This window comes from Pseudorhodobacter antarcticus (genome assembly GCF_900110135.1).
GTDB classification, from domain to species: domain Bacteria; phylum Pseudomonadota; class Alphaproteobacteria; order Rhodobacterales; family Rhodobacteraceae; genus Pseudorhodobacter; species Pseudorhodobacter antarcticus.
This window is the reverse complement of the sequence record NZ_FOCO01000049.1, coordinates 1-20,277: the sequence shown is the minus strand read 5'-3', so window position 1 is coordinate 20,277 and position 20,277 is coordinate 1. Positions and strand designations below refer to the sequence as shown.

14 protein-coding genes and 1 pseudogene are annotated in these 20,277 nt (G+C 60.8%); 4 read left to right on the top strand and 11 right to left on the bottom strand.

Going from position 1 to position 20,277, the window contains the following annotated elements; all coding sequences use genetic code 11:
• The 10 genes from BMY36_RS16560 to BMY36_RS16505 form a co-directional block, all read right to left on the bottom strand.
• Window positions 1–249, bottom strand: a 249-nt coding sequence (locus BMY36_RS16560) for a transposase (protein ID WP_139194105.1), incomplete at its 3' end; no start/stop codon positions are given.
• A gap of 81 nt (window positions 250–330) precedes the next feature.
• Complete coding sequence (locus tag BMY36_RS16555; protein ID WP_050520701.1) at window positions 331–849, bottom strand: hypothetical protein; 519 nt, start codon at window positions 847–849, stop codon at window positions 331–333.
• 138 nt (window positions 850–987) lie between these two features.
• On the bottom strand, window positions 988–2,070 hold the full coding sequence (gene mraY, locus BMY36_RS16550) for a phospho-N-acetylmuramoyl-pentapeptide-transferase (RefSeq protein ID WP_050520700.1): 1,083 nt from the start codon (window positions 2,068–2,070) through the stop codon (window positions 988–990).
• Window positions 2,071–3,513 (bottom strand): UDP-N-acetylmuramoyl-tripeptide--D-alanyl-D-alanine ligase, encoded by a 1,443-nt coding sequence (locus BMY36_RS16545; RefSeq protein ID WP_050520699.1) that lies wholly within the window; start codon window positions 3,511–3,513, stop codon window positions 2,071–2,073.
• A gap of 426 nt (window positions 3,514–3,939) precedes the next feature.
• Window positions 3,940–5,418 carry a UDP-N-acetylmuramoyl-L-alanyl-D-glutamate--2,6-diaminopimelate ligase gene (locus BMY36_RS16535; protein ID WP_050520697.1) on the bottom strand — a complete coding sequence of 493 codons (1,479 nt, stop codon included), beginning with the start codon at window positions 5,416–5,418 and terminating at the stop codon, window positions 3,940–3,942.
• Window positions 5,419–5,560: 142 nt separating this feature from the next.
• On the bottom strand, window positions 5,561–7,357 hold the full coding sequence (locus BMY36_RS16530; RefSeq protein ID WP_050520696.1) for a peptidoglycan D,D-transpeptidase FtsI family protein: 1,797 nt from the start codon (window positions 7,355–7,357) through the stop codon (window positions 5,561–5,563).
• Complete coding sequence (gene ftsL, locus BMY36_RS16525) at window positions 7,354–7,716, bottom strand: cell division protein FtsL (protein WP_050520695.1); 363 nt, start codon at window positions 7,714–7,716, stop codon at window positions 7,354–7,356. The genes BMY36_RS16530 and ftsL overlap by 4 nt, the downstream gene beginning before the upstream one ends.
• Window positions 7,716–8,756 (bottom strand): 16S rRNA (cytosine(1402)-N(4))-methyltransferase RsmH, encoded by a 1,041-nt coding sequence (rsmH, locus tag BMY36_RS16520; protein ID WP_050520694.1) that lies wholly within the window; start codon window positions 8,754–8,756, stop codon window positions 7,716–7,718. Before rsmH ends, ftsL begins: the two co-directional genes overlap by 1 nt.
• Before the next feature lie 3 nt (window positions 8,757–8,759).
• Window positions 8,760–9,272 (bottom strand): division/cell wall cluster transcriptional repressor MraZ, encoded by a 513-nt coding sequence (locus BMY36_RS16515; protein WP_050520693.1) that lies wholly within the window; start codon window positions 9,270–9,272, stop codon window positions 8,760–8,762.
• Window positions 9,273–10,027: 755 nt separating this feature from the next.
• Window positions 10,028–11,095, bottom strand: a complete 1,068-nt coding sequence (locus BMY36_RS16505; RefSeq protein WP_050520691.1) for an Mrp/NBP35 family ATP-binding protein — start codon at window positions 11,093–11,095, stop codon at window positions 10,028–10,030.
• A 249-nt stretch (window positions 11,096–11,344) separates the two neighbouring features.
• On the opposite strand from BMY36_RS16505, the gene BMY36_RS16500 reads away from it, so the two are divergent.
• Window positions 11,345–11,560 (top strand): DUF1127 domain-containing protein, encoded by a 216-nt coding sequence (locus BMY36_RS16500; protein WP_050520690.1) that lies wholly within the window; start codon window positions 11,345–11,347, stop codon window positions 11,558–11,560.
• A 549-nt stretch (window positions 11,561–12,109) separates the two neighbouring features.
• Entirely contained in the window at window positions 12,110–13,258 is a 1,149-nt protein-coding gene (locus BMY36_RS16495; protein WP_050520689.1) for a benzoate/H(+) symporter BenE family transporter, read from the top strand.
• 48 nt (window positions 13,259–13,306) lie between these two features.
• Here the strand turns inward: BMY36_RS16495 and BMY36_RS16490 are convergent, their stop codons facing one another.
• A complete protein-coding gene (locus BMY36_RS16490) occupies window positions 13,307–15,679 on the bottom strand; it encodes an ATP-dependent helicase (protein WP_050520688.1) in 2,373 nt (790 codons plus the stop codon).
• A 208-nt stretch (window positions 15,680–15,887) separates the two neighbouring features.
• Here BMY36_RS16490 and BMY36_RS16485 point away from each other — a divergent pair, with 208 nt between their 5' ends.
• Both BMY36_RS16485 and BMY36_RS16480 read left to right on the top strand, forming a co-directional pair.
• Window positions 15,888–19,349, top strand: coding sequence for a pyruvate carboxylase (locus tag BMY36_RS16485; RefSeq protein WP_050520687.1), 3,462 nt, complete (start codon window positions 15,888–15,890; stop codon window positions 19,347–19,349).
• 416 nt (window positions 19,350–19,765) lie between these two features.
• Window positions 19,766–20,277: pseudogene (locus BMY36_RS16480) on the top strand (transposase); the annotation flags it as partial.

Below are 20,277 nucleotides of genomic sequence, written 5' to 3'. Positions count from 1 at the left end.
CAAGGTGGACGTTTCTATCTCGACCGGAAGAAAAACACCTTCAATAGCGATACTCTCCTCGGGCGACGATCCACCCTCCACTGGCGCGAACCGGGTATCCTTCAGCCATTTGAAAATCAGGTTCGCGTTCATCGAATAGCGCCGCGCAACCTGTGCAACCGAAACGCCCGGCGTCAACGTCTGCGCGCAAATCGTGCGCTTCTCGTCATCCGACCAGATCCGGTTCTTCAAACCCTTCTTCCCCGCCATCACCGACCTCAAGATGTCCACTACCGATGGTGGACACTATCACCCACTCCATCACGCAGGCAGGGCAGTGAGACCGGACGCTTACAATTCAGCCTCCGCATGGGCCGTAACATCGGGAGCGGTTTGGGCCTTAATCTCCTCAAACAATGCTTTGGCTTTGTGGGTGTCGCCTGCTTTCAGGGCGGTTTTGGCGGCGTTGACGCGGTCGCCGCCAAGGGTGTTGGCGCGGCGGGTCAGTTCCTCCTCCAACCGGGTGATGATGGCTTGCTGTTGGGCCAGCGCCTCCTCTGGTTGGGCGAGGCGGCGGTTGAGTTCGTCGATCTTCTCCTCCAGCCGGGTGCGGTCTGCGCCGTGAGCTTTTTCGAGGTCTTTGCGGGCTTCGTCACGGAGTTTGGTTTGGAGGGTGGTGAAGGCTTCGACGTCCATTTGAATGGTGTTTGGTGGTGTTGGGACGGGGGGCGGGAAGTTGGCGACTTCGGCTTTTGGGGTCGTTTTGCGGATGAAAAGCCACGTGAAAAACCCGACCACCGCAACAATAAGCGCGACGATACCGCCAATGGCGCTGCCTTCGTTGCCGAAACCGTCGAGAAATTCCAACATACTTTACCCTGCTACCGTCGCGGCAGTTTACAGCTATATTTGTGAAGGGAAAGGGTTTGTGCGTGGTTGTGCAAAAGCCGGGGTGAACCCCGGCCTACGCCATTGTCCGAAGGGTGGGTGAAACCCACCACCCCTTTTTTACCGCAGTTTCAGCGTGGCAAGGCCGATCAGCGCGAGGATCAGCGAAATGATCCAGAAGCGGATGACGATTTGGGGTTCGGCCCAACCTTTCTTCTCAAAATGGTGGTGGATGGGGGCCATGAGGAAGACGCGGCGGCCGGTGCGTTTGAAGTAGAGGACTTGGATGATGACCGACATCGCCTCGACCACGAACAGCCCACCGACGATGGCGAGGACGATTTCGTGTTTTGTGCAGACGGCGATGGCGCCCAAAGCGCCGCCCAAGGCGAGGCTGCCTGTGTCGCCCATGAACACCGCTGCCGGGGGGGCATTGTACCACAGGAAGCCGAGGCCGCCGCCGAAGAGCGCCGCGGTGAAGATGAGCAGTTCACCCGTGCCGGGGACGAAATGCACGCCCAAATAGTCGGTGTAATTGAAGTTACCGACGACATAGGCGATCACGCCAAGGGTGCCTGCCGCGATCATCACGGGCATGATCGCAAGGCCGTCCAACCCGTCTGTCAGGTTGACTGCGTTGGCGGAGCCGACGATCACAATCATGCCAAAGGGGATGAAAAACCAGCCCATGTTAATCAGCACATCTTTGAACACGGGCAACGCGAGTTGGTAGGACAGCCCCTCTGGGTGGAAATGGGCGGCGGCGGCGGTGGCCGTAATCGCGATGATCAGGCCAAGCCCGAAGCGGAGTTTGGAGGACACGCCCTTGGTGTTTTGCTTTGACACTTTGGCGTAATCATCGGCGAACCCGATCAGGCCGAAGGCGAAGGTGACGCCCAGCACAATCCAGACGTAGGGGTTGTCGAGTCGTGCCCAGAGGAGGGTGGAGAACAAGAGGGCCGACAGTATAAGGAGGCCGCCCATCGTGGGGGTGCCCGCTTTGGCGAAATGGGTTTGGGGGCCATCGTCGCGGATGGGTTGGCCTTTGCCCTGGCGGCGGCGCAGCAGGTTGATCAGCGGCAGGCCGAACACGAAGCCGAAAATCAGCGCGGTGAAAAACGCCATGCCCGCGCGAAAGGTGATATAGCGAAACAGGTTGAAAAAGTCGCCGCCGTCCGAAAATTCCGTAAGCCAGTAAAGCATTCAACCGTTCCCTTGATGTGCGGCGGAGGGGTGCCCCAATTTGCGCAGGGCGTCAACCAAAAGGCTGACTTTGATGCCTTTTGACCCTTTGACCAGCACGATATCGCCCGCATCGGCCAGTTGCGCGGCCTTTGGCAGCAGTTCTGCGGCGGTTTCCACCCAGTGGCCGCGTTTGGATTTTGGCAGGGCATCATGCAGCGCGCGCATGCGGGGGCCAACGCAATGGATCAGCGCGATGTCGGGCAAGGCGGGGTGGTTGGCGATATCGGCGTGCAGGGCGTTTTCCGTGGGGCCGAGTTCGAGCATGTCACCGAGGATGGCGATGCGGCGGCCCACGCTGATGCGGCCCACGCGGTTGGTGGGGTGGCAGGCGGCCAGCAAATCGAGGGCGGCGGCGGTGGAGGCGGGGTTGGCGTTAAACGCATCATCAATCAGCCCGAAGGAAAGGTTTTCGACGTCATCCAGCACAATGGTTTCGCGGGTGCCGCGCCCGGATGGGGGGGCCCAACGGCCAAGGTCGGTGCTGGTGAGGGCGCGGTCAAGGCCAAGCGCATCGGAGGCGGCCAGCACGGCCAGCGCGTTGGCGGCGAAATGTTTGCCGGGGGTGGAGAGTTTGAAGAGCATATCGGCCCCCGCTTGACGGGCGCGCGCGATGGTGGCGTGTTCGGTGATTTGCACATCCGTGAGGCGGTAATCGGCCTGCGCGTGGGTGCCAAACAGCACGGTGCGCACGCCTGCCATCGAGGCCTTGGCGGTCAGGATGGGGGTGACGGCGAGGTCAGCGGGCAGAATGGCGGTGCCGCCGGGTTCCAGCCCGTCGATGATCGCGGCCTTTTCATCGGCGATGCCGTTTAGGTCTGCAAACGCCTCTAGGTGCGCGGGGGCGACGGTGGTGATGATGACCACATGCGGGCGGGTGAGGCGCGACAGCGGCGCGATTTCGCCGGGGTGGTTCATGCCGATTTCGACCACAGCGATGTCGGTATCTGCGGACATCCGCGCCAGGGTGAGGGGGACGCCCCAGTGGTTGTTATAACTCGCCTCAGCGGCATGGACGCGCGCTTGGCCGCCAAGGGCGGTCCGCAGCATTTCCTTGGTGGAGGTTTTGCCGACCGAGCCTGTGACGCCGATCACGCGGGCGTTTGTGCGTGCGCGCGCGGCGGTGGCGAGCTGTTCGAGGGCCTTGAGAACGTCGGGGACCAGCAGCAGGGGGGCATCGGGATGGACCCCTTCGGGGATGCGCGAGACGAGGGCGGCGGCGGCGCCTTTTGCCAAGGCCAGCGCCACGAAATCATGGCCATCGCGCTGGTCGGTGAGGGCCACGAAGAGATCACCCGGTTGCAGGGTCCGCGTGTCGATGGAGACGCCGGATGCGGCCCAACCGTTGGGTGTTTGGCCTGCCGTGGCGGTTGCGGCGTCATGGGCGGTCCAAAGCGGGGTCATGGCGGGATCCTTTGGTGGTTTGGGGCGGATTGGGGCGGTTCATTGGGCAAGCGCCGGGGTTTCACACCCCCGGACCCCCGTGAGGTATTTGGGCCAAGATGAAAACGAAAGGGGAATTTTTGGGGATTGGTTACTTTTGACGGGATGGTGGGTTGGGATTGGGGTTGGGGGTGGTGATTGGGGTTTGGGGGGGAGGCTGGAGGTCAGGGGTTGGTTGGGAAAGGTTGGGCAGTCGCATGTGGGAAGGCAGATGTTTGATATGCGAGCGTGGGGATTGATGGCGAAGGGTGGAGGGTAATGTGTGGTGTGGAAATTGAGGGTGGTGAATTAGTTTGTGGGTGGGTGATCATTCGGTGTGTGGTCGTTGAGTGATCGGTGGCTGGCTGGGTGGTCGGTGGTAGTCGTCGGGTGGTGGAATTGGCTGCGCTAAATCAGGCCGTCTAGGGCGGCGACGGCGATGGAGGCTTGTTCCACATCATCGAAAGGATAGGTTTGGCCTTTGATAGTTTGGCCGGATTCGTGGCCTTTGCCTGCGATCAGCAGCGCATCGCCGGGACCGAGCGCATCGACGCCGCGCAAGATTGCCTCGGCGCGGTCGGGAACTTCGGTGGCATCTGGACACGCGGCCATGATCGCGGCGCGGATGAGGGCCGGATCTTCGGACCTTGGGTTATCATCGGTCACGAACAAGATGTCGGCGTGGTCGCGCGCGGCCTGCCCCATCAGAGGGCGTTTGGCGGTATCGCGGTCGCCGCCTGCGCCGAACACTACCACGATGCGGCCCATCACATGCGGGCGCAGCGCCTTGAGGGCGGTGGCCACCGCATCGGGGGTATGGGCGTAATCAACGAAAACGGATGCGCCGTTTTGGCGGGTGGCGGCCAGTTGCATGCGGCCACGCACCCCGGTGAGTTGCGGCAGCGCGTTGAAAATGCGGGCAGGATCATCGCCCGCAGCGATCACCAGACCCGCGGCGAGCAGCACGTTTTCGGCTTGGAACCCCCCGATGAGGCCAAGGCGGATTTGATACGCCTCGCCCAGCCATTCGACGCGGATATCTTGGCCGGTGGCATCGAACCGCTGGCCCAGCAAGCGCAGATCGGCAAGCGGGCTGCGGCCCACGCGCAACACGTCTTGGCCGCGATCCTCGGCCAAGGCTGCCATGTCGGGGCCGCGCGGGTCGTCGATGTTGATCACGGCCACGCCATCTTCGGGCAACAAGCGGGTGAATAGGGCGGCTTTGGCGTCAAAATACGCTTCAAACGTATGGTGATAATCGAGGTGATCTTGGGTGAAGTTGGTGAAGCCTGCGGCGGTCAGGGTGACGCCATCAAGGCGGCGCTGATCAAGGCCGTGCGATGACGCCTCCATCGCGGCGTGGGTGATGCCTGCATCTGCGGCATCGGCCAACAGGCGGTGCAGGGTGATGGGTTCGGGGGTGGTGTGGGGCGATGGGGCGTGCCACGACCCTTCGACGCCCGTGGTGCCGATGTTGATGGCGGCATGGTCCAGCGCCATCCAGATTTGGCGGGTGAAGGTGGCGACGGAGGTTTTGCCGTTGGTGCCTGTGACCGCCACGACGGTATCGGGTTGATCGGCAAACCACAGGGCGGACGTGTATGCGAGGGCGGCGCGCGCATCTTCGGTCACGATGATGGCGGTTGGGCTGTCACCCAATTCGGCGCGCAGAATGGTGGCCCCTTCGGCATCGGTCAGAATGGCGGTGGCCCCGCGCGCCACGGCAGCGGCGGCGTGATGCGCGCCGTGGATGAGGCTGCCCGGCAAGGCCGCGAACAGCACTCCATTGGTGGCCAAGCGGCTGTCGACGCAAAGGCCAGCGATGGTCGGATTGCTGCCACCGCGCGCCGTGAGGCCAAGGTCGCTGAGTTTTCTGGCCTGTGTCATGCCCCTGCCCCCGGTTGCTTATTCGTGCCCCTTGTATCCGGGGAAAGGCGGGGAAAGGCAACCGGATGTGTGACGGGTTTTGCGGGGTTTTCGCGGCCGTTATGGGTTTTGGGTTTGGTTCTGGTTATGGGATTGGGGTCGATCATTCCACCGGGGTTGTGGCCGATGCGGCAGAGGCCACGGGTGCGTAGTCGATTTTGGGACGCAGGCCCAGCAAGGGGGCGGTGCGGCGGATCACCTCGGCGGTGACGGGGACTGTGGTCCAGCCTGCGGTGCGCCGCGGTTTGGGGCCGGTGTTTTCGGATGCTTCATCCAGCGTGACCACGATGACATATTGCGGGTCGGAGGCGGGGAACATCGCGGCGAAGGTGTTGATGTTCTTACCTTTATCATAGCCGCCGGTGGCTTTGACCTTGTCGGCGGTGCCGGTTTTGCCGCCGACCTCATAGCCTTCCACCTCGCCCATTGAGGCGGTGCCGCGCGTCACGACTTGGCGCAGCATGGAGGCGGCGGCTTTTGCGTTCGCCTCGGACAGCACGCGCCGCCCTTCGGGGGCGCGGTCGCGGCGCAGCAAGGTGGGTTGCAATTTGATGCCATTGTTGGCGATGGCGGCGTATGCAGAGGCCAGATGCATCGGGCTGACGGACATGCCGTGGCCGTAAGAGGTGGTGATGGTGACAATATCGGCCCAGCGTTTGGGGATCAGGGGAGCGGCGGTCGATGCCTCGGACAGTTCAATCGGGACGGGATCGAACAGGCCCATGGTTTTGAAAAATGCCTGCTGGCGGTCGCCGCCGATTTTAAGCGCCAGATTGGCGGTGCCGACGTTGGATGATTTGACGATGACATCGGTGACCGACAGCAAAGGCCCGTAGTTTTTGCCTTCAAATTCGCCGATCTTATGTTTGCCCCAGCGCAGGGGAGCGTTCGCATCGACCATCGTGTCGGCGTTGACCAGCCCCAGTTCCATCGCCTGTGCGGAGGTGAGGATTTTGGCGGTAGAGCCGAGTTCATAGACGCCTTGGACCGCGCGGTTAAAGAGCGGGCTGTCAGCGGGATCACCTTTCAGCAGCGGCGAAGGGCGATCATTGGGGTCGAAATCGGGCAAGGAGGCCATGGCGATAATTTCGCCCGTATGCACGTCCATCATCACGGCGGCGGCCCCTTTGGCGTTCATCATGACCATGCCCGCCTCCAAAACCTCGGTCATGGTGGATTGCACGGTCAAATCAATCGACAGGGCCAGCGGCGTGTTTGCCTGTGCGGGGTCGCGCAGGCGGGTATCCAGCGCGCGTTCGATGCCAGCAACGCCAATCACTTCGGCGGAATGGACGCCTTCGGCCCCAAAGGACGCGCCGCCAAGGATATGGGCGGCCAGTTTGCCGTTGGGATAAAGGCGCATGTCGCGGGGGCCAAACAATAGGCCGGGATCGCCGATGTCATGCACCGACTGCATCTGTTCGGGGCTGAGTTTTTTGCGCAGCCACAAGAAAGAGCGGCCATCGGTAAAGCGGCGTTCAAGGTCGCTTGCGTTCATATCGGGGAACAGCACCGCGAGTTCGCGCGCGACGCGGGCCGGGTCGACCATCTGTTTGGGATGGGCATAGAGCGCGTGGGTGGAGAGGTTGGTGGCCATCAAGCGGCCATTGCGGTCCGTGATATCGGCGCGGCGGCCGCTGATTTCCTGGCCTGTGGCAGCGGTGCGCGGTTCCATGGGTTCGGACGCGGCAAGCAGGCCCATGCGTGCGCCGACAACCGTGAAAGCGGCAAAAAACGCAAGGCCCAGCAGCAAAAGCCGGCCTTCGGCACGGGTTTGGGAGCTGGCACGCGTGACCTCGGCGCGCAGGCGGATGTTTTCGCGTTCGATATGGTCGGGGTTTTCACCCTTTTCGCGGGCAGACAGAATGCGGGCAAGGGGGCGCAGGGGGGTGCGGGTCATAGCGGGTCCACCTCAGTATCAAGGGTGCCGATTGTGTCGATGGGCGGGCCCATTTGCGAAAAATCAAGGGGCGGCAGCGGGAACACGACCTGATCGACGCGGCCAAACTGGCCCGGTTGCATCGGCAACAAGCCAAGGCTGTCAAAGTTCAGCGCGGCCAGATCGCGCAAGCGCGAGGGGCGGTTGAGATAGGCCCATTCGGCGCGTTGCTGCGACAAACCTTCGCGCAGATAAGCGATTTCGGACTGAAGGCGCGACACGTCTTTTTGCGCGCTTTGGGTCGCGTAATTTTCGCGGTAGGCCCAAAACGCCAGCGACATCAGGACAAGGGCGGAGAAAATATAGAGGAGCGGGCGCATCAGCGGTGTCCTTTATTGGCAGAACGGGACTGGGTTTTGGCAGAACGGGACTGGGTTTTGGGCAGCATCGGCACGCCAAGGCTGGCGGGATCAACCGGGCCTGCGGGGGCATCGGTGCGCCGCCCGATGCGCAGTTTGGACGAGCGTGCGCGGGGGTTTTGCGCGATTTCATCGGCATCGGGTGCGGTGGCCCCTTTGGACAGCAGGGTAAAGCGAGGTGCCTCATTCTGCGTGGCGGGGGCATAGCGGTTTGCGCCTGCATCATTACCAGAGCGGTTTTGAAAGAAGCGTTTGACGATGCGATCTTCCAGACTGTGGAAGGTCACAACGGCAAGGATGCCACCGGGTTTCAAAGCGCGCTCGGCGGCCATAAGGCCGTTGATAAGTTCATCAAATTCGGTGTTTACCGCGATGCGAATGGCCTGAAAGCTGCGGGTGGCGGGGTGCGATTGGCCGGGTTTGGGGCGCGGCAAACAGCCCGCCACAATTGCTGCGAGTTGCAGGGTTGTTGTGATGGGGGCCGCATCCCGCGCGGCAACAATCGCGCGGGCGATGCGGCGCGAGGCGCGTTCTTCGCCATAGTGATAGAGGATATCGGCAAGGGTTTGTTCGGAGGCCGCGTTGACCAAATCGGCGGCGCTGTCGCCGTCTTGCGCCATGCGCATGTCCAAGGGGCCATCCTTGGCAAAGGAAAAGCCGCGCGCGGCCTGGTCCAGCTGCATGGACGACACGCCCAGATCAAGCACAACACCGTCCAAAGGTTCGCCCGCCAGTGTGTCGAGGTCGGAGAACGTGCCGGGGATAAGGGCAAGGCGGTTGCCGTATTCGGGCAACCACGCGGCGGCCATTTCCAGCGCCAAAGGGTCACGGTCCACGCCCGTTACGCGCGCGGCCCCCGCATCCAGCAAAGCGCGGGCATAGCCCCCTGCCCCGAAGGTTCCATCCAGCCAATGGCCCGAAACCGGGGCCACCGCTGCAAGAATGGGGCCGATCAATACGGGGATATGCGGGCGATCAGGGGCAGGATCGCGGGTTTGCACGGCCTATTCCCCGGAATCAATGTCGCCAAGCAGCGACAACACGTCCATACCACCCAGCAGATCATCGTTGTCATCATCATCAAGACTGCCGTTCACGGCGTCATAGGTGTCGCGGTTCCAGATTTGAAACCGGTTCAGCGTGCCCGCAAAGGCGGTTTCATCGCCATCATCAAAGCCGATTTTATCGCGGACCTTTTGCGGCAAAACGATGCGGCCACTTTCATCAATTTCGGCGGTCAGCGACCGGGTGATCAAATCGCGTTCCGCGACCTGACGTTCTTTGGACCCCATCGGCAATTTGCGCACGCGCGCGGCCAGCCTGTCGGCATCGGCCACGGTGTAACATTCGACGAATTGGCGGGTTTTGCCGCCGTAAACCATCACGATGCGGGTGCGGGGAAATTCGGTGCTGGGGGGATCACCTGCATCGAGGACACGGCGAAAAGCCGCAGGGATAGAAACCCGCGCCTTATTATCTACCTTTTGGTAGTATTCGCCTCTGAAGTCGTCCGACACGGTGTTTTCGCCCCTTGCATCCTTTTAGTCTTGGTTGATCCGCTGCACGGGTGCATTTTGGTGTTCAGCCAAAACCCTCCGTAAAACGGACAACGGCGGATTGGGCTGCTGCCACTGCCCAATCCGCCGCCCTGTCCCGTTTCCGGGGTAACCGACTGCGTGCGCCACCTGGGGGGATGTCTGCTCGCTCGCGCGCCGGATTTCGTTGTCATTCGGAAGCGAAAAAGCGGTTGCCTGTATGAGCCTGCTATTTTCGCCTTTTCGGGGTCTTTGGTTGCCCCTGTTTTTTTGTGCCCGTCTCTCGCTTCCGTGAACTTGTTTTGCCATGGGATTTCATGGGACGCAATGGAAATTTTGGGGAAAGATGGGCATATGTAGTTCTACAAGGGTGCGGGAAACAGCATGTAGGGGTCACTGTTGCGGGATTTGATCTAATTGTGCTGTAAAGTGGGTCAATGGACCACTATATGTAGATGCACCCTGCCCGAAACATCACTCCCAGAATATCCCAATTATTTTCGCAATCTTGCGGTCTACGCCACAAATTTGGCCCATTGAACCCCTGATATGCGGGGAAACGGGTCAAAAATAAGGGGATTCACGACGAAGTGATTCGGAATCTGAGTATTTTGGGGCGCGGTTCCCAAGATTTCCCATAATTTTGGCAGGCCTTTCCCACGCTGTCCCACAGCGGATGTGAAAAAGGCCGCGCTGCAGTGTCCCGGCGCGGCCTATGTCTTGGGGTAAAGGATAGCTTAGGCCATGCCGCCCGCGATCAATCGTTGCGCAAGCTGTGCATAGGCGCGGGCTGCGGGGCCATCGCCCAAGGCAATCGGGGTGCCCGCATCGCCCGCCAGCCGGGTGTCGAGTTCCAGCGGCAATTCCGCAAGGAAGGGCACGCCGATCTGCGCCGCCTCCAGCGCCACGCCGCCGTGGCCGAACAGATGCGCCTCATGCCCGCAGTTCGGGCAGATGTAGGTGGACATGTTTTCGATCAACCCCAAAACCGGCGTTTTCAGCTTGGCGAACATATCCAGCGCGCGGCGGGCATCCAGCATGGCGACATCTTGCGGGGTGGATACCACGATCGCGCCCGTCAATTGCGTGCGCTGGCACAGGGTCAGTTGGATGTCGCCCGTGCCCGGCGGCAAATCAATAATCAGGATATCCAGATCGCCCCATTGCACTTGGGTTAGCAGTTGTTGCAGCGCGCCCATGATCATGGGGCCGCGCCACACGACCGCCTCATCCTCTTTCAGCATCAGGCCGATGGACATGACAGTGACACCATGGGCCTGCAGCGGGATGATGAGTTTGCCATCGGGGGAGGCGGGGCGTTTGTTGACGCCCATCATGCGCGGCTGCGAGGGGCCGTAAATGTCGGCGTCCAGCAAGCCCACCCGCCTGCCCTGTTTGGCCAGCGCCACGGCAAGGTTGGACGACACGGTGGATTTGCCAACGCCGCCCTTGCCCGAACCCACGGCGATGATCCGGTCGATGCCGTTGATCGGAGCGGGACCGCCCTGTTGGGGTGTGGGGTGTTGGCCAATTTTCAGGCCGGGCGGTTTTGCCGCAGGGCCATGTGCGGTCATCACAACGTGCACTTGGGCCACACCGGGCAAGGCGCGGACCGCCGCCTCCGCCGCCGCTTGCACGGGGGCCAGCGCGCGGGCGGCGTCTGGGGTTGCCGCCTCAATCACAAAGCGGATATTGTCGCCATCAATGACCAGCGCGCGGATCAAATCCTGCGACACAAGGGTGCCACCGCCTGGAACGGCGACCCCTGCCAAAGCTGCCATCACCGTGTCTTTATCCAACGCCATTGTCCATTCCCCGCCTGATTTTGGTGCAGAATTGTCATATTGGAGGCAAAGGGCAAGGGCGTGTTGACCAATTGGGCAAAAATAAGGCGAAGCGCCTGTTTACGTTGCGTAAATTAGGGGTTTTTGCCATTCCAAAATTGCATAGCTGCATTGCAGCATCGTGCTATTGTGCATTCGCAGCAAATACCCCATGTTAAATCCAACAGCGCAGAACATAGCGCTTTTGATGATAGAAAGACGAGGCTGAACATGGCTTATATAAACACTTCCACCGTTGCTGGCGCTGGCCTTTTGGACCGCATGGCAAACGTGATGAAATCGATCAAAGACAGCATGCGCCGTCGCAGCGTTTACAACCAGACTGTTGCGGAACTGCGCGCATTGTCGACCCGTGAATTGACCGATCTGGGCATCTCGCGCTCCATGATCACGCGCATCGCCCTTGAAGCGGCGTACGGCAAGTAACATTTAGATTGCAAGGGTCCGATCCTCCTCCCCGGACCTCATGCGACAACGGCGACACGTTTCCTCCTCCCTCGTGTCGCCGTATTTTACAAAGGGAACGGATCGCGGCGTGCGACGTTTCTATGGTTACCGATCGGCCCACTCCTCCTCCCTTGGGCCGGGCGGGATATGCAGCGGCTCCGATCCTCCTCCCCGGGGTCGCTGCACAAAGTTTCGGGTGTTGGTCTGCGTGATCACCCCATATCAGACGCCCGGCCTCACCTCCTCCCGAGGTTGGACGTAACCCGCAGCGGCCCCGATCCTCCTCCCCGGGGTCGCTGCACAAAAAATTGGGGCGTTTGCGCGCCCCGGTCTTTCCCCGGCCCCCCCTCCTCCCTCGGGGGTAACGGGTGAAACGAAACGGCGGCCGCTTTTCCTCCTCCCGAGGGAGCAGCCGTTTCCTCCCCCCTCCGCCCAAGGTTTCCGCTTGCGATCTGTGCTTTGCGCAGAAATAGTCCGGCCAAATGGCGGGCGCACAAGGCCGAACGCACAAAGGCGGGGGCACAGCACATGCGGGCATCTTTGATCACCAATGCACTGGTTGCGTCCCTGATCGGCTATGGCAGCACGATTGCGGTTTTGCTGGCAGCGGCGGCGGCGCTGGGGGCGACACCGGCGCAAACCGCGTCGATGGTGTTTGCGGTGTGCGTGGCCAAAGGGATAACCAGCGGGATACTGAGTTTTCATACCCGCGTGCCGGTGGTTTTGGCCTGGTCCACGCCGGGGCTGGCGCTGATGGCGGCAAGCACCGGGATTTCGGTCCCCGAGGCTGTGGGCGCGTTTTGCGTGGCCGCCAGCCTTGTGATGCTGACGGGCGTTTGGGGGCCACTGGGCCGCTTGGTGCAGCGTATCCCGGATGGGTTGGCGGCGGGGATGTTGGCGGGGGTTTTGCTGCCGTTTTGCCTGCCGTTGACCCGCGCGGTGCAAGATTTGCCGGGGCTGGTGCTGCCGATGATCGCGGTGTTTGCGATCGTGCGGTTGAAAAGCCCTGCGATGGCGGTGCTGGGCGCGCTTGCCACCGGGATTGTTTTGGCCTTTGCGCTGGGTGGCGCGCAAATGCCGCCGCTGGCGTTGCCCTTGCCGCAAATCACACTGATCAAGCCGGAATTGCGCGCGTCGGTGCTGCTGGGGTTGGGGGTGCCTTTGTATCTGGTCACAATGGCGTCGCAAAATTTGCCGGGGTTTGCGGTGCAGCGCGCGCATGGGTACGCAGCCACGGTGCGGCCGGGGTTGGTGGGCACGGGGTTTGCGTCATTCATAAGTGGGTTTGCGGGCGCACCCCCGATCAGCATGGCAGCCATAACGGCGGCGATTTGCCTTGCCGATGACACGCATCCCGACCGCAGCCAGCGCTGGAAAGTGGGCCTTGCCTATGGCGGGATATGGGTGACTTTGGGCCTGTTCAGCCCGCTGATCATCCCGATGATCGCAGCCCTGCCGCAGCCGCTGATCGCGGCCCTCGTCGCTTTGGGCCTGCTGGGGCCGTTGATGGGGGCTGCGGCAGGGGCGTTTGCGGTGCCCGACCAACGTTTTGCCGCTTTGGTCACGCTGGTCACCACCGCATCCAGCGTCTCATTTTTCGGTATTGGCGCTGCGTTTTGGGGGTTGCTGGCGGGCATTGGCATTTACGCGATGGAACGATGGGTCAAAAAGCCCTGACCTGCCCATTCGGCTTGGTCCAAATACCTATCCGCCGCCTGCCCCGCATCAAAACGGCAGATCATGCGACTGATCGGCTGCGGTGACAAACCCCGCCACCACATGTTTTGGCCCGGCTTTGTCAAATTCCACGGCCAGTTTGTCGCCTTCAATCCCGCCAATCGTGCCATAGCCGAATTTTTGGTGAAACACGCGGTCGCCGATGGTGAAGGACGATACGGCGGCCAGATCAATCACGGTGTTTTTCGCCTCGCGCGGTTGCGAGGTGCCGCGCTGTGCGGCACGGTCTTGCATCCGGCGCCAACCGGGTGAGTTATAGACATCGGCCTGCGCCACCCGTTCTTCCAGTTTTGGCGCGGGGGCGGCCGCGCCAAACCCGCCGCCGTAAAGGCCGGGGGGGGTTAGGATATCGACATGGGCGCTGGGAAGTTCGTCGATAAACCGGCTGGGCAACTGACTTTGCCATTGCCCATACACCCGGCGGTTGGCGGCAAAGGAAATGGTACATAATTTTTCCGCGCGGGTGATGCCGACATAGGCCAGCCTTCGCTCCTCCTCCAACCCCTTTTTGCCGCTTTCATCCATGCTGCGTTGGCTGGGGAACAGGCCATCCTCCCACCCCGGCAGAAACACGGCGGGAAATTCAAGGCCTTTGGCGGCGTGCAAGGTCATGATGCTGATCTTGGCACCTTGTTCCTCGGTCGTGTTATCCATGATCAGGCTGACATGCTCCAAAAACCCTTGCAGGTTCTCAAACTGTTCCAACGCTTTGACCAATTCTTTCAAGTTTTCCAGCCGCCCCGGTGCCTCGAGCGTTTTGTCGTTTTGCCACATGGCGATGTAGCCGGATTCCTCCAAAATCGCCTCGGCCAGCGTGATGTGGTTGTAATCTGGAACCAAAGTTGCTTCGTGCCAGCGCGCCATGCCTTCGGTAAAGGCGCGCAGTTGCCCGGCCCCTTTGCCCGACACGCCGCCATCGCCCAGCAATCGGCGCGCGCCGTTCAGCAGTGGCATGCCACCATCGCGCGCGGTGCGTTGGATGGATTGCTGCGCTTTGTCGCCAAGGCCGCGTTTGGGGGTGTTGATGATGCGTTCAAACGCCAAATCATCGGCGGGGGAAATGGCGAGGCGGAAATAGGCCATCGCATCGCGAATCTCTGCGCGTTCATAGAAACGCGGGCCGCCAATCACGCGGTACGGCAGACCGATAGTCATAAAGCGGTCTTCAAATGCGCGCATTTGATGGGATGCGCGGACCAAAATTGCCATATCATCAAGGCTGTGGGGGTCCATGTGGCGGGTGCCGCGTTGCAGCGCCTCCACCTCATCCCCGATCCAACGGGCTTCCTCCTCACCGTCCCAATGGCCGATCAGGCGCAGCTTTTCGCCCTCCGTCTCATCCGTCCACAGGGTTTTACCAAGGCGGCCTGAATTGCCTGCGATCACGGCAGAGGCGGACGCCAGGATATGCGGGGTGGAGCGGTAATTTTGTTCCAAGCGCACCACATGGCAGCCGGGGAAATCGGATTCGAACCGCAAGATATTGCCGACCTCCGCCCCGCGCCAGCCGTAAATCGACTGGTCATCATCGCCCACGCAGCAGATGTTTTTATGCGCTTGGGCCAGCAGGCGCAGCCACAGGTATTGGGCGACGTTGGTATCTTGATATTCGTCGACCAAAATGAATTTGAACCAGCGTTGGTATTGCGCAAGGATGTCGGGGTGGGTTTGGAAAATGGTGACGGTGTGCAGCAAAAGATCGCCAAAATCGGTGGCGTTCAGGTCCAAAAGGCGTTTTTGATACTGCGCGTATAGTTCGGTGCCACGGTTGTTATAGGCGCTGCCTTCGGCCGATGGCACCTTTTCGGGCGTCCATGCGCGGTTTTTCCAACTGTCGATCAGGCCCGCCAGCATCCGCGCGGGCCAGCGTTTTTCATCAATGCTGTTGGCGGCGATCAGTTGTTTTAGCAGGCGAAGTTGGTCGTCAGTATCCAGAATGGTGAAATTGCTTTTCAGCCCGACCAATTCGGCGTGGCGGCGCAGGATTTTGACGGAAATCGAATGGAAGGTGCCCATCCATTTCATCCCATCTGCCCCGCCCATCATGCGGCCCACACGGTCTTTCATCTCGCGTGCGGCTTTGTTGGTAAAGGTCACAGCGAGGATTTCATTCGGGTTGGCGCGCCCGGTGTTCAGCATATGCACGATGCGGGTGGTCAGCGCTTTGGTTTTGCCCGTGCCAGCGCCTGCCAGCATTAGGACGGGACCATCCATCGCCTCTACCGCCGCACGTTGGGCGGGGTTTAGCCCGTCCATATAGGGGGCGGGCCGCGCAGCCATGGCGCGTTGCGACAAGGACAGCCCGGCAGGTTGGGGCGCAGCGGCCGCTTCAAAGGCGTCGTTTTCATCATAGCTATTCATACGGACAGCTTAGCGGGTTTGCGCGCGCAGGAAAAGGGCTGTTCTGCTAATGTTCCATAAATGCAAGCGGTGATTGGGGCGCAAGCGGTGAGGCGGGGCCATTCCCCCGCTTCTTTCACAAATGTTTCAAGAAAAGGCGAAGAATATGTTGCGCTGCACTGCGGCATCCCTAGAGTGCGGAGAAATGACCGACCTTGGGGGACCCAACATGGCCGAATTCCGCAAAATCCTGATCGCAAACCGAGGCGAGATTGCCATCCGCATCATGCGCGCTGCCAATGAAATGGGCAAGAAAACTGTGGCGGTTTACGCGGAGGAGGACAAGCTGGGCCTGCACCGTTTCAAAGCGGATGAGGCGTACCGGATTGGCGAGGGGCTGTCGCCCGTGGGCGCCTACCTGTCCATCCCCGAGATTATCCGCGTGGCGAAAATGGCGGGGGCGGATGCGATCCATCCCGGTTACGGCCTGCTGTCAGAGAACCCCGATTTTGTGGATGCCTGCGACAAAGCGGGCATCACCTTTATCGGCCCCAAGGCCGAAACCATGCGGGCGTTGGGCGATAAAGCCAGCGCGCGGCGGGTGGCGGTGGCGGCGGGGGTGCCTGTTATTCCCGCCACGGACGTGCTTGGCGACGATTTTGACGCGATCAAGTTGGAGGCGGCGGCGGTGGGATACCCGTTGATGCTGAAAGCATCGTGGGGCGGTGGTGGGCGCGGGATGCGGCCCATCAACGCGGAAGCCGAGTTGGTGGACAAAGTGCGCGAAGGGCGGCGCGAGGCCGAAGCGGCGTTTGGCAATGGCGAGGGGTTCCTTGAAAAGATGATCCTGCGCGCCCGCCATGTTGAGGTGCAAATCCTTGGCGATAAGCACGGCGAAATCTATCACCTGTATGAGCGCGATTGTTCTGTGCAGCGCCGCAACCAAAAGGTGGTGGAACGCGCGCCCGCGCCCTATTTGACCGATGCGCAGCGGGCGGAGGTTTGCGAATTGGGCCGCAAAATTTGCGCCCATGTTGGGTATGAATGTGCGGGCACCGTCGAATTCCTGATGGATATGGATGACGACAAATTCTATTTCATCGAGGTGAACCCGCGCGTGCAGGTGGAACACACCGTAACCGAAGAAGTGACGGGCATTGACATCGTGCAAGCGCAGATCCGCATTGCCGAAGGTAAAACGCTGGCCGAGGCGACGGGTGCCGCGACCCAAGCCGATGTGACCCTGTCGGGCCACGCGCTGCAATGCCGGGTGACGACCGAGGACCCGCAAAACAACTTTATCCCCGATTATGGCCGTTTGACCGCGTACCGTTCTGCCACGGGCATGGGGATTCGTTTGGATGGTGGCACGGCCTATGCGGGCGGTGTGATCACGCGGTATTACGACAGTCTGTTGGTGAAAGTGACGGCTTGGGCGCAGACACCCGAAAAGGCGATTGCGCGGATGGACCGGGCGCTGCGCGAGTTCCGTATTCGCGGGGTTTCCACCAACATCGCCTTTGTCGAAAACCTGCTGAAACATCCGACATTTTTGGACAACACTTATACCACCAAGTTTATCGACACCACGCCCGACCTGATGGATTTTAAGAAACGCCGGGATCGGGCGACGAAAATCCTGACCTATATCGCGGATATCACGGTCAACGGGCATCCCGAAACCGCAGGCCGCCCCGTGCCCGCGACCGGTATTCGCCACCCCAAACCCCCTGCCCTGCACGGCGAGCCACAGATGGGCACGCGCAACTTGCTGGAGCAAAAAGGCCCGCAAGCCGTGGCCGATTGGATGCTGGCGCAGACCAAATTGCTGATCACCGACACCACAATGCGCGACGGGCACCAATCGCTGTTGGCAACGAGGATGCGGTCGATTGATATGATCCGGGTCACGCCCGCCTATGCCGCTAATCTGGGTGGTTTGTTTTCGGTGGAATGTTGGGGCGGGGCCACGTTTGATGTCGCCTACCGGTTCTTGCAGGAATGTCCGTGGCAACGCTTGCGCGATATTCGCGCGGCCATGCCCAATGTGATGACGCAAATGCTGCTGCGCGCCAGCAATGGTGTGGGCTATACCAATTACCCTGACAATGTGGTGCAGTCCTTTGTGGCGCAGGCCGCCGATACGGGCATCGATGTGTTCCGGGTGTTTGATAGCCTGAATTGGGTAGAAAACATGCGCGTGGCGATGGACGCAGTTCAAGAAGCGAACAAAGTCTGTGAAGGCACGATTTGCTATACCGGTGATATGCTGAACCCCGACCGCGCCAAATATGACCTGAAATATTACGTCGCCATGGGGCGCGAATTGAAGGCAGGGGGCGCACATGTTCTGGGCCTAAAGGATATGGCGGGGCTGTTGAAACCCGCCGCCGCCAAAGCGTTGGTCAAGGCGCTGAAGGAGGAGGTGGGCCTGCCCATCCATTTCCACACCCATGATACGGCGGGGATTGCGTGCGCCACGATCCTCGCCGCCGCCGATGCGGGGGTCGATGCGGTGGATTGCGCGATGGATGCACTGTCGGGCAACACATCCCAAGCGACCCTTGGCACGATAGTGGAGGCGTTGGCCCATACCGACCGCGACACGGGCCTTAATATTGGCGCCATCCGCGAGATTTCCAACTATTGGGAAGGGGTGCGCGCCCATTACGCCGCGTTCGAGAGCGGCCTGCAAGCCCCGGCGTCTGAGGTGTACTTGCATGAAATGCCCGGCGGCCAGTTCACCAACCTGAAAGCGCAAGCGCGGTCATTGGGGCTGGAGGAGCGTTGGCACGAAGTCGCGCAAACCTATGCCGATGTGAACCAGATGTTTGGTGATATCGTCAAAGTCACGCCATCGTCCAAAGTGGTGGGGGATATGGCGTTGATGATGGTCGCCCAAGGGTTGAACCGCGCGCAGGTCGAAGACCCGGCCGTGGATGTGGTGTTCCCGGATTCGGTCATGGACATGCTGCGCGGCAATTTGGGGCAACCGCATGGCGGCTGGCCGGATGCCATCCTCGCCAAAGTCCTCAAAGGTGAAAAACCCATGACCGACCGCCCCGGCGCGCATCTGCCCCCCGTCGATCTGGACGCCGTGCGCGCGCAACTCGCCGCCGATCTGGCAGCAGGGGCGGAGGAGCCGGATGAGGAAACCGTGGATGACGAAGACCTGAACGGCTACTTGATGTACCCCAAAGTCTTCATGGATTACCGCGCGCGCCACCGCCTTTATGGCCCCGTGCGCGCCCTGCCCACCCGCACCTTCTTCTATGGCATGGACGCGGGAGAGGAGATTACAGCCGAAATCGACCCCGGCAAAACGCTGGAAATTCGGCTGCAAGCGGTTGCCGAAACCAGCGATGATGGCGATGTCAAAGTGTTCTTTGAACTGAACGGCCAGCCCCGCGTCATTCGCGTGGCCAACCGTGCGGTAAAAGCGAAAACCACCGCCCGCCCCAAAGCGGCCGAAGGCAACGCATGCCACATCGGTGCGCCGATGCCGGGGTCCATTGCGTCCGTGGCGATCACCCTGGGTCAAAAAGTCAACGCAGGTGATCTGTTGCTGACGATCGAAGCGATGAAAATGGAAACCGGGCTGCACGCCGACCGCGCCGCGACCATCAAGGCCATCCACATCACCCCCGGCGCGCAAATCGACGCCAAAGATTTGCTTGTGGAATTGGAGTAACGCCCAATTCATCTTGGCAAAAATACCTCAGGGGGAAGCAGTGCCGCATGCGGCTGACGGCGTTCAGAAGGTCTGACTTGGGCGGAAATTAAAATTGATTAAAAACAAGTACTTAATCTGCGTCAATTTCAGAAGGTTTGACCATTTTTAACCTAACACCCCGAAAAGGGACGCAGCTAGTATCATATAGATCAAAAATATCTAATGAAATCAATGGGGGAAATGCGGACGTGTAGCGCAAAATCGCCACACGCTACACCGCTTTTCAGCATTTGGATTGCGGGTCGGGCGCGTCTTTTTGCCCAGTTGAGCCGTTAAGGACACTGTCGGCTATCTCTAAAGGGCACCTCTATAAATTGCCCCACCCCCTGCATTGCGGCATAGTGAGACAGTGAACCGGCAGTGGGGATGCGGCGATGGCACAGATGGGTTTTTTCGATCTTTCGGACCGTTACGCGAGCCTCGACGCCAAGAAGGACCCGCTGGTCGAAATTGATGTCGTCGTGCCGTGGGAGGCGTTTCGTCCGGCTCTTGAGCGGGTCTGGCGCAAGCCGGATGCGGATCGCAAGTCCCGCGCCGGGCGCAAGCCGATGGACGCAGTGCTGATGTTCAAGACACTGGTTCTGAGCGCGCTTTACAACCTGTCGGATGATCAGATCGAATATCAGGTCCGCGACCGGCTTTCCTTTATGCGCTTCCTGGGGCTTGGGCTCGGGGACCGGGTGCCCCCCTCTCGTGGTTTGTAGGCAAACCACTGCCGGGCAGCGGACGCCAAGACGGTATGGCTTTACCGCGATGCGCTGGCGCAGGCGGGCAAAGTCGAGGAGTTGTTTGGGCTGTTTGACGGTCATTTGGCGCGGCGGGGCTATATTGCGCGCGGCGGTCAGATTCTGGATGCCTCCATCGTGCCGGTGCCGCGCAATCACAA

Bases quoted from the DNA above. Each gene is read 5' to 3' on its own strand.
- BMY36_RS16555 (WP_050520701.1), bottom strand. From the start codon at position 849: ATGTTGGAATTTCTCGACGGTTTCGGCAACGAAGGCAGCGCCATTGGC.
- mraY (WP_050520700.1), bottom strand. From the start codon at position 2,070: ATGCTTTACTGGCTTACGGAATTTTCGGACGGCGGCGACTTTTTCAAC.
- BMY36_RS16545 (WP_050520699.1), bottom strand. From the start codon at position 3,513: ATGACCCCGCTTTGGACCGCCCATGACGCCGCAACCGCCACGGCAGGC.
- BMY36_RS16535 (WP_050520697.1), bottom strand. From the start codon at position 5,418: ATGACACAGGCCAGAAAACTCAGCGACCTTGGCCTCACGGCGCGCGGT.
- BMY36_RS16530 (WP_050520696.1), bottom strand. From the start codon at position 7,357: ATGACCCGCACCCCCCTGCGCCCCCTTGCCCGCATTCTGTCTGCCCGC.
- ftsL (WP_050520695.1), bottom strand. From the start codon at position 7,716: ATGCGCCCGCTCCTCTATATTTTCTCCGCCCTTGTCCTGATGTCGCTG.
- BMY36_RS16505 (WP_050520691.1), bottom strand. From the start codon at position 11,095: ATGGCGTTGGATAAAGACACGGTGATGGCAGCTTTGGCAGGGGTCGCC.
- BMY36_RS16500 (WP_050520690.1), top strand. From the start codon at position 11,345: ATGGCTTATATAAACACTTCCACCGTTGCTGGCGCTGGCCTTTTGGAC.
- BMY36_RS16495 (WP_050520689.1), top strand. From the start codon at position 12,110: ATGCGGGCATCTTTGATCACCAATGCACTGGTTGCGTCCCTGATCGGC.
- BMY36_RS16490 (WP_050520688.1), bottom strand. From the start codon at position 15,679: ATGAATAGCTATGATGAAAACGACGCCTTTGAAGCGGCCGCTGCGCCC.
- BMY36_RS16485 (WP_050520687.1), top strand. From the start codon at position 15,888: ATGGCCGAATTCCGCAAAATCCTGATCGCAAACCGAGGCGAGATTGCC.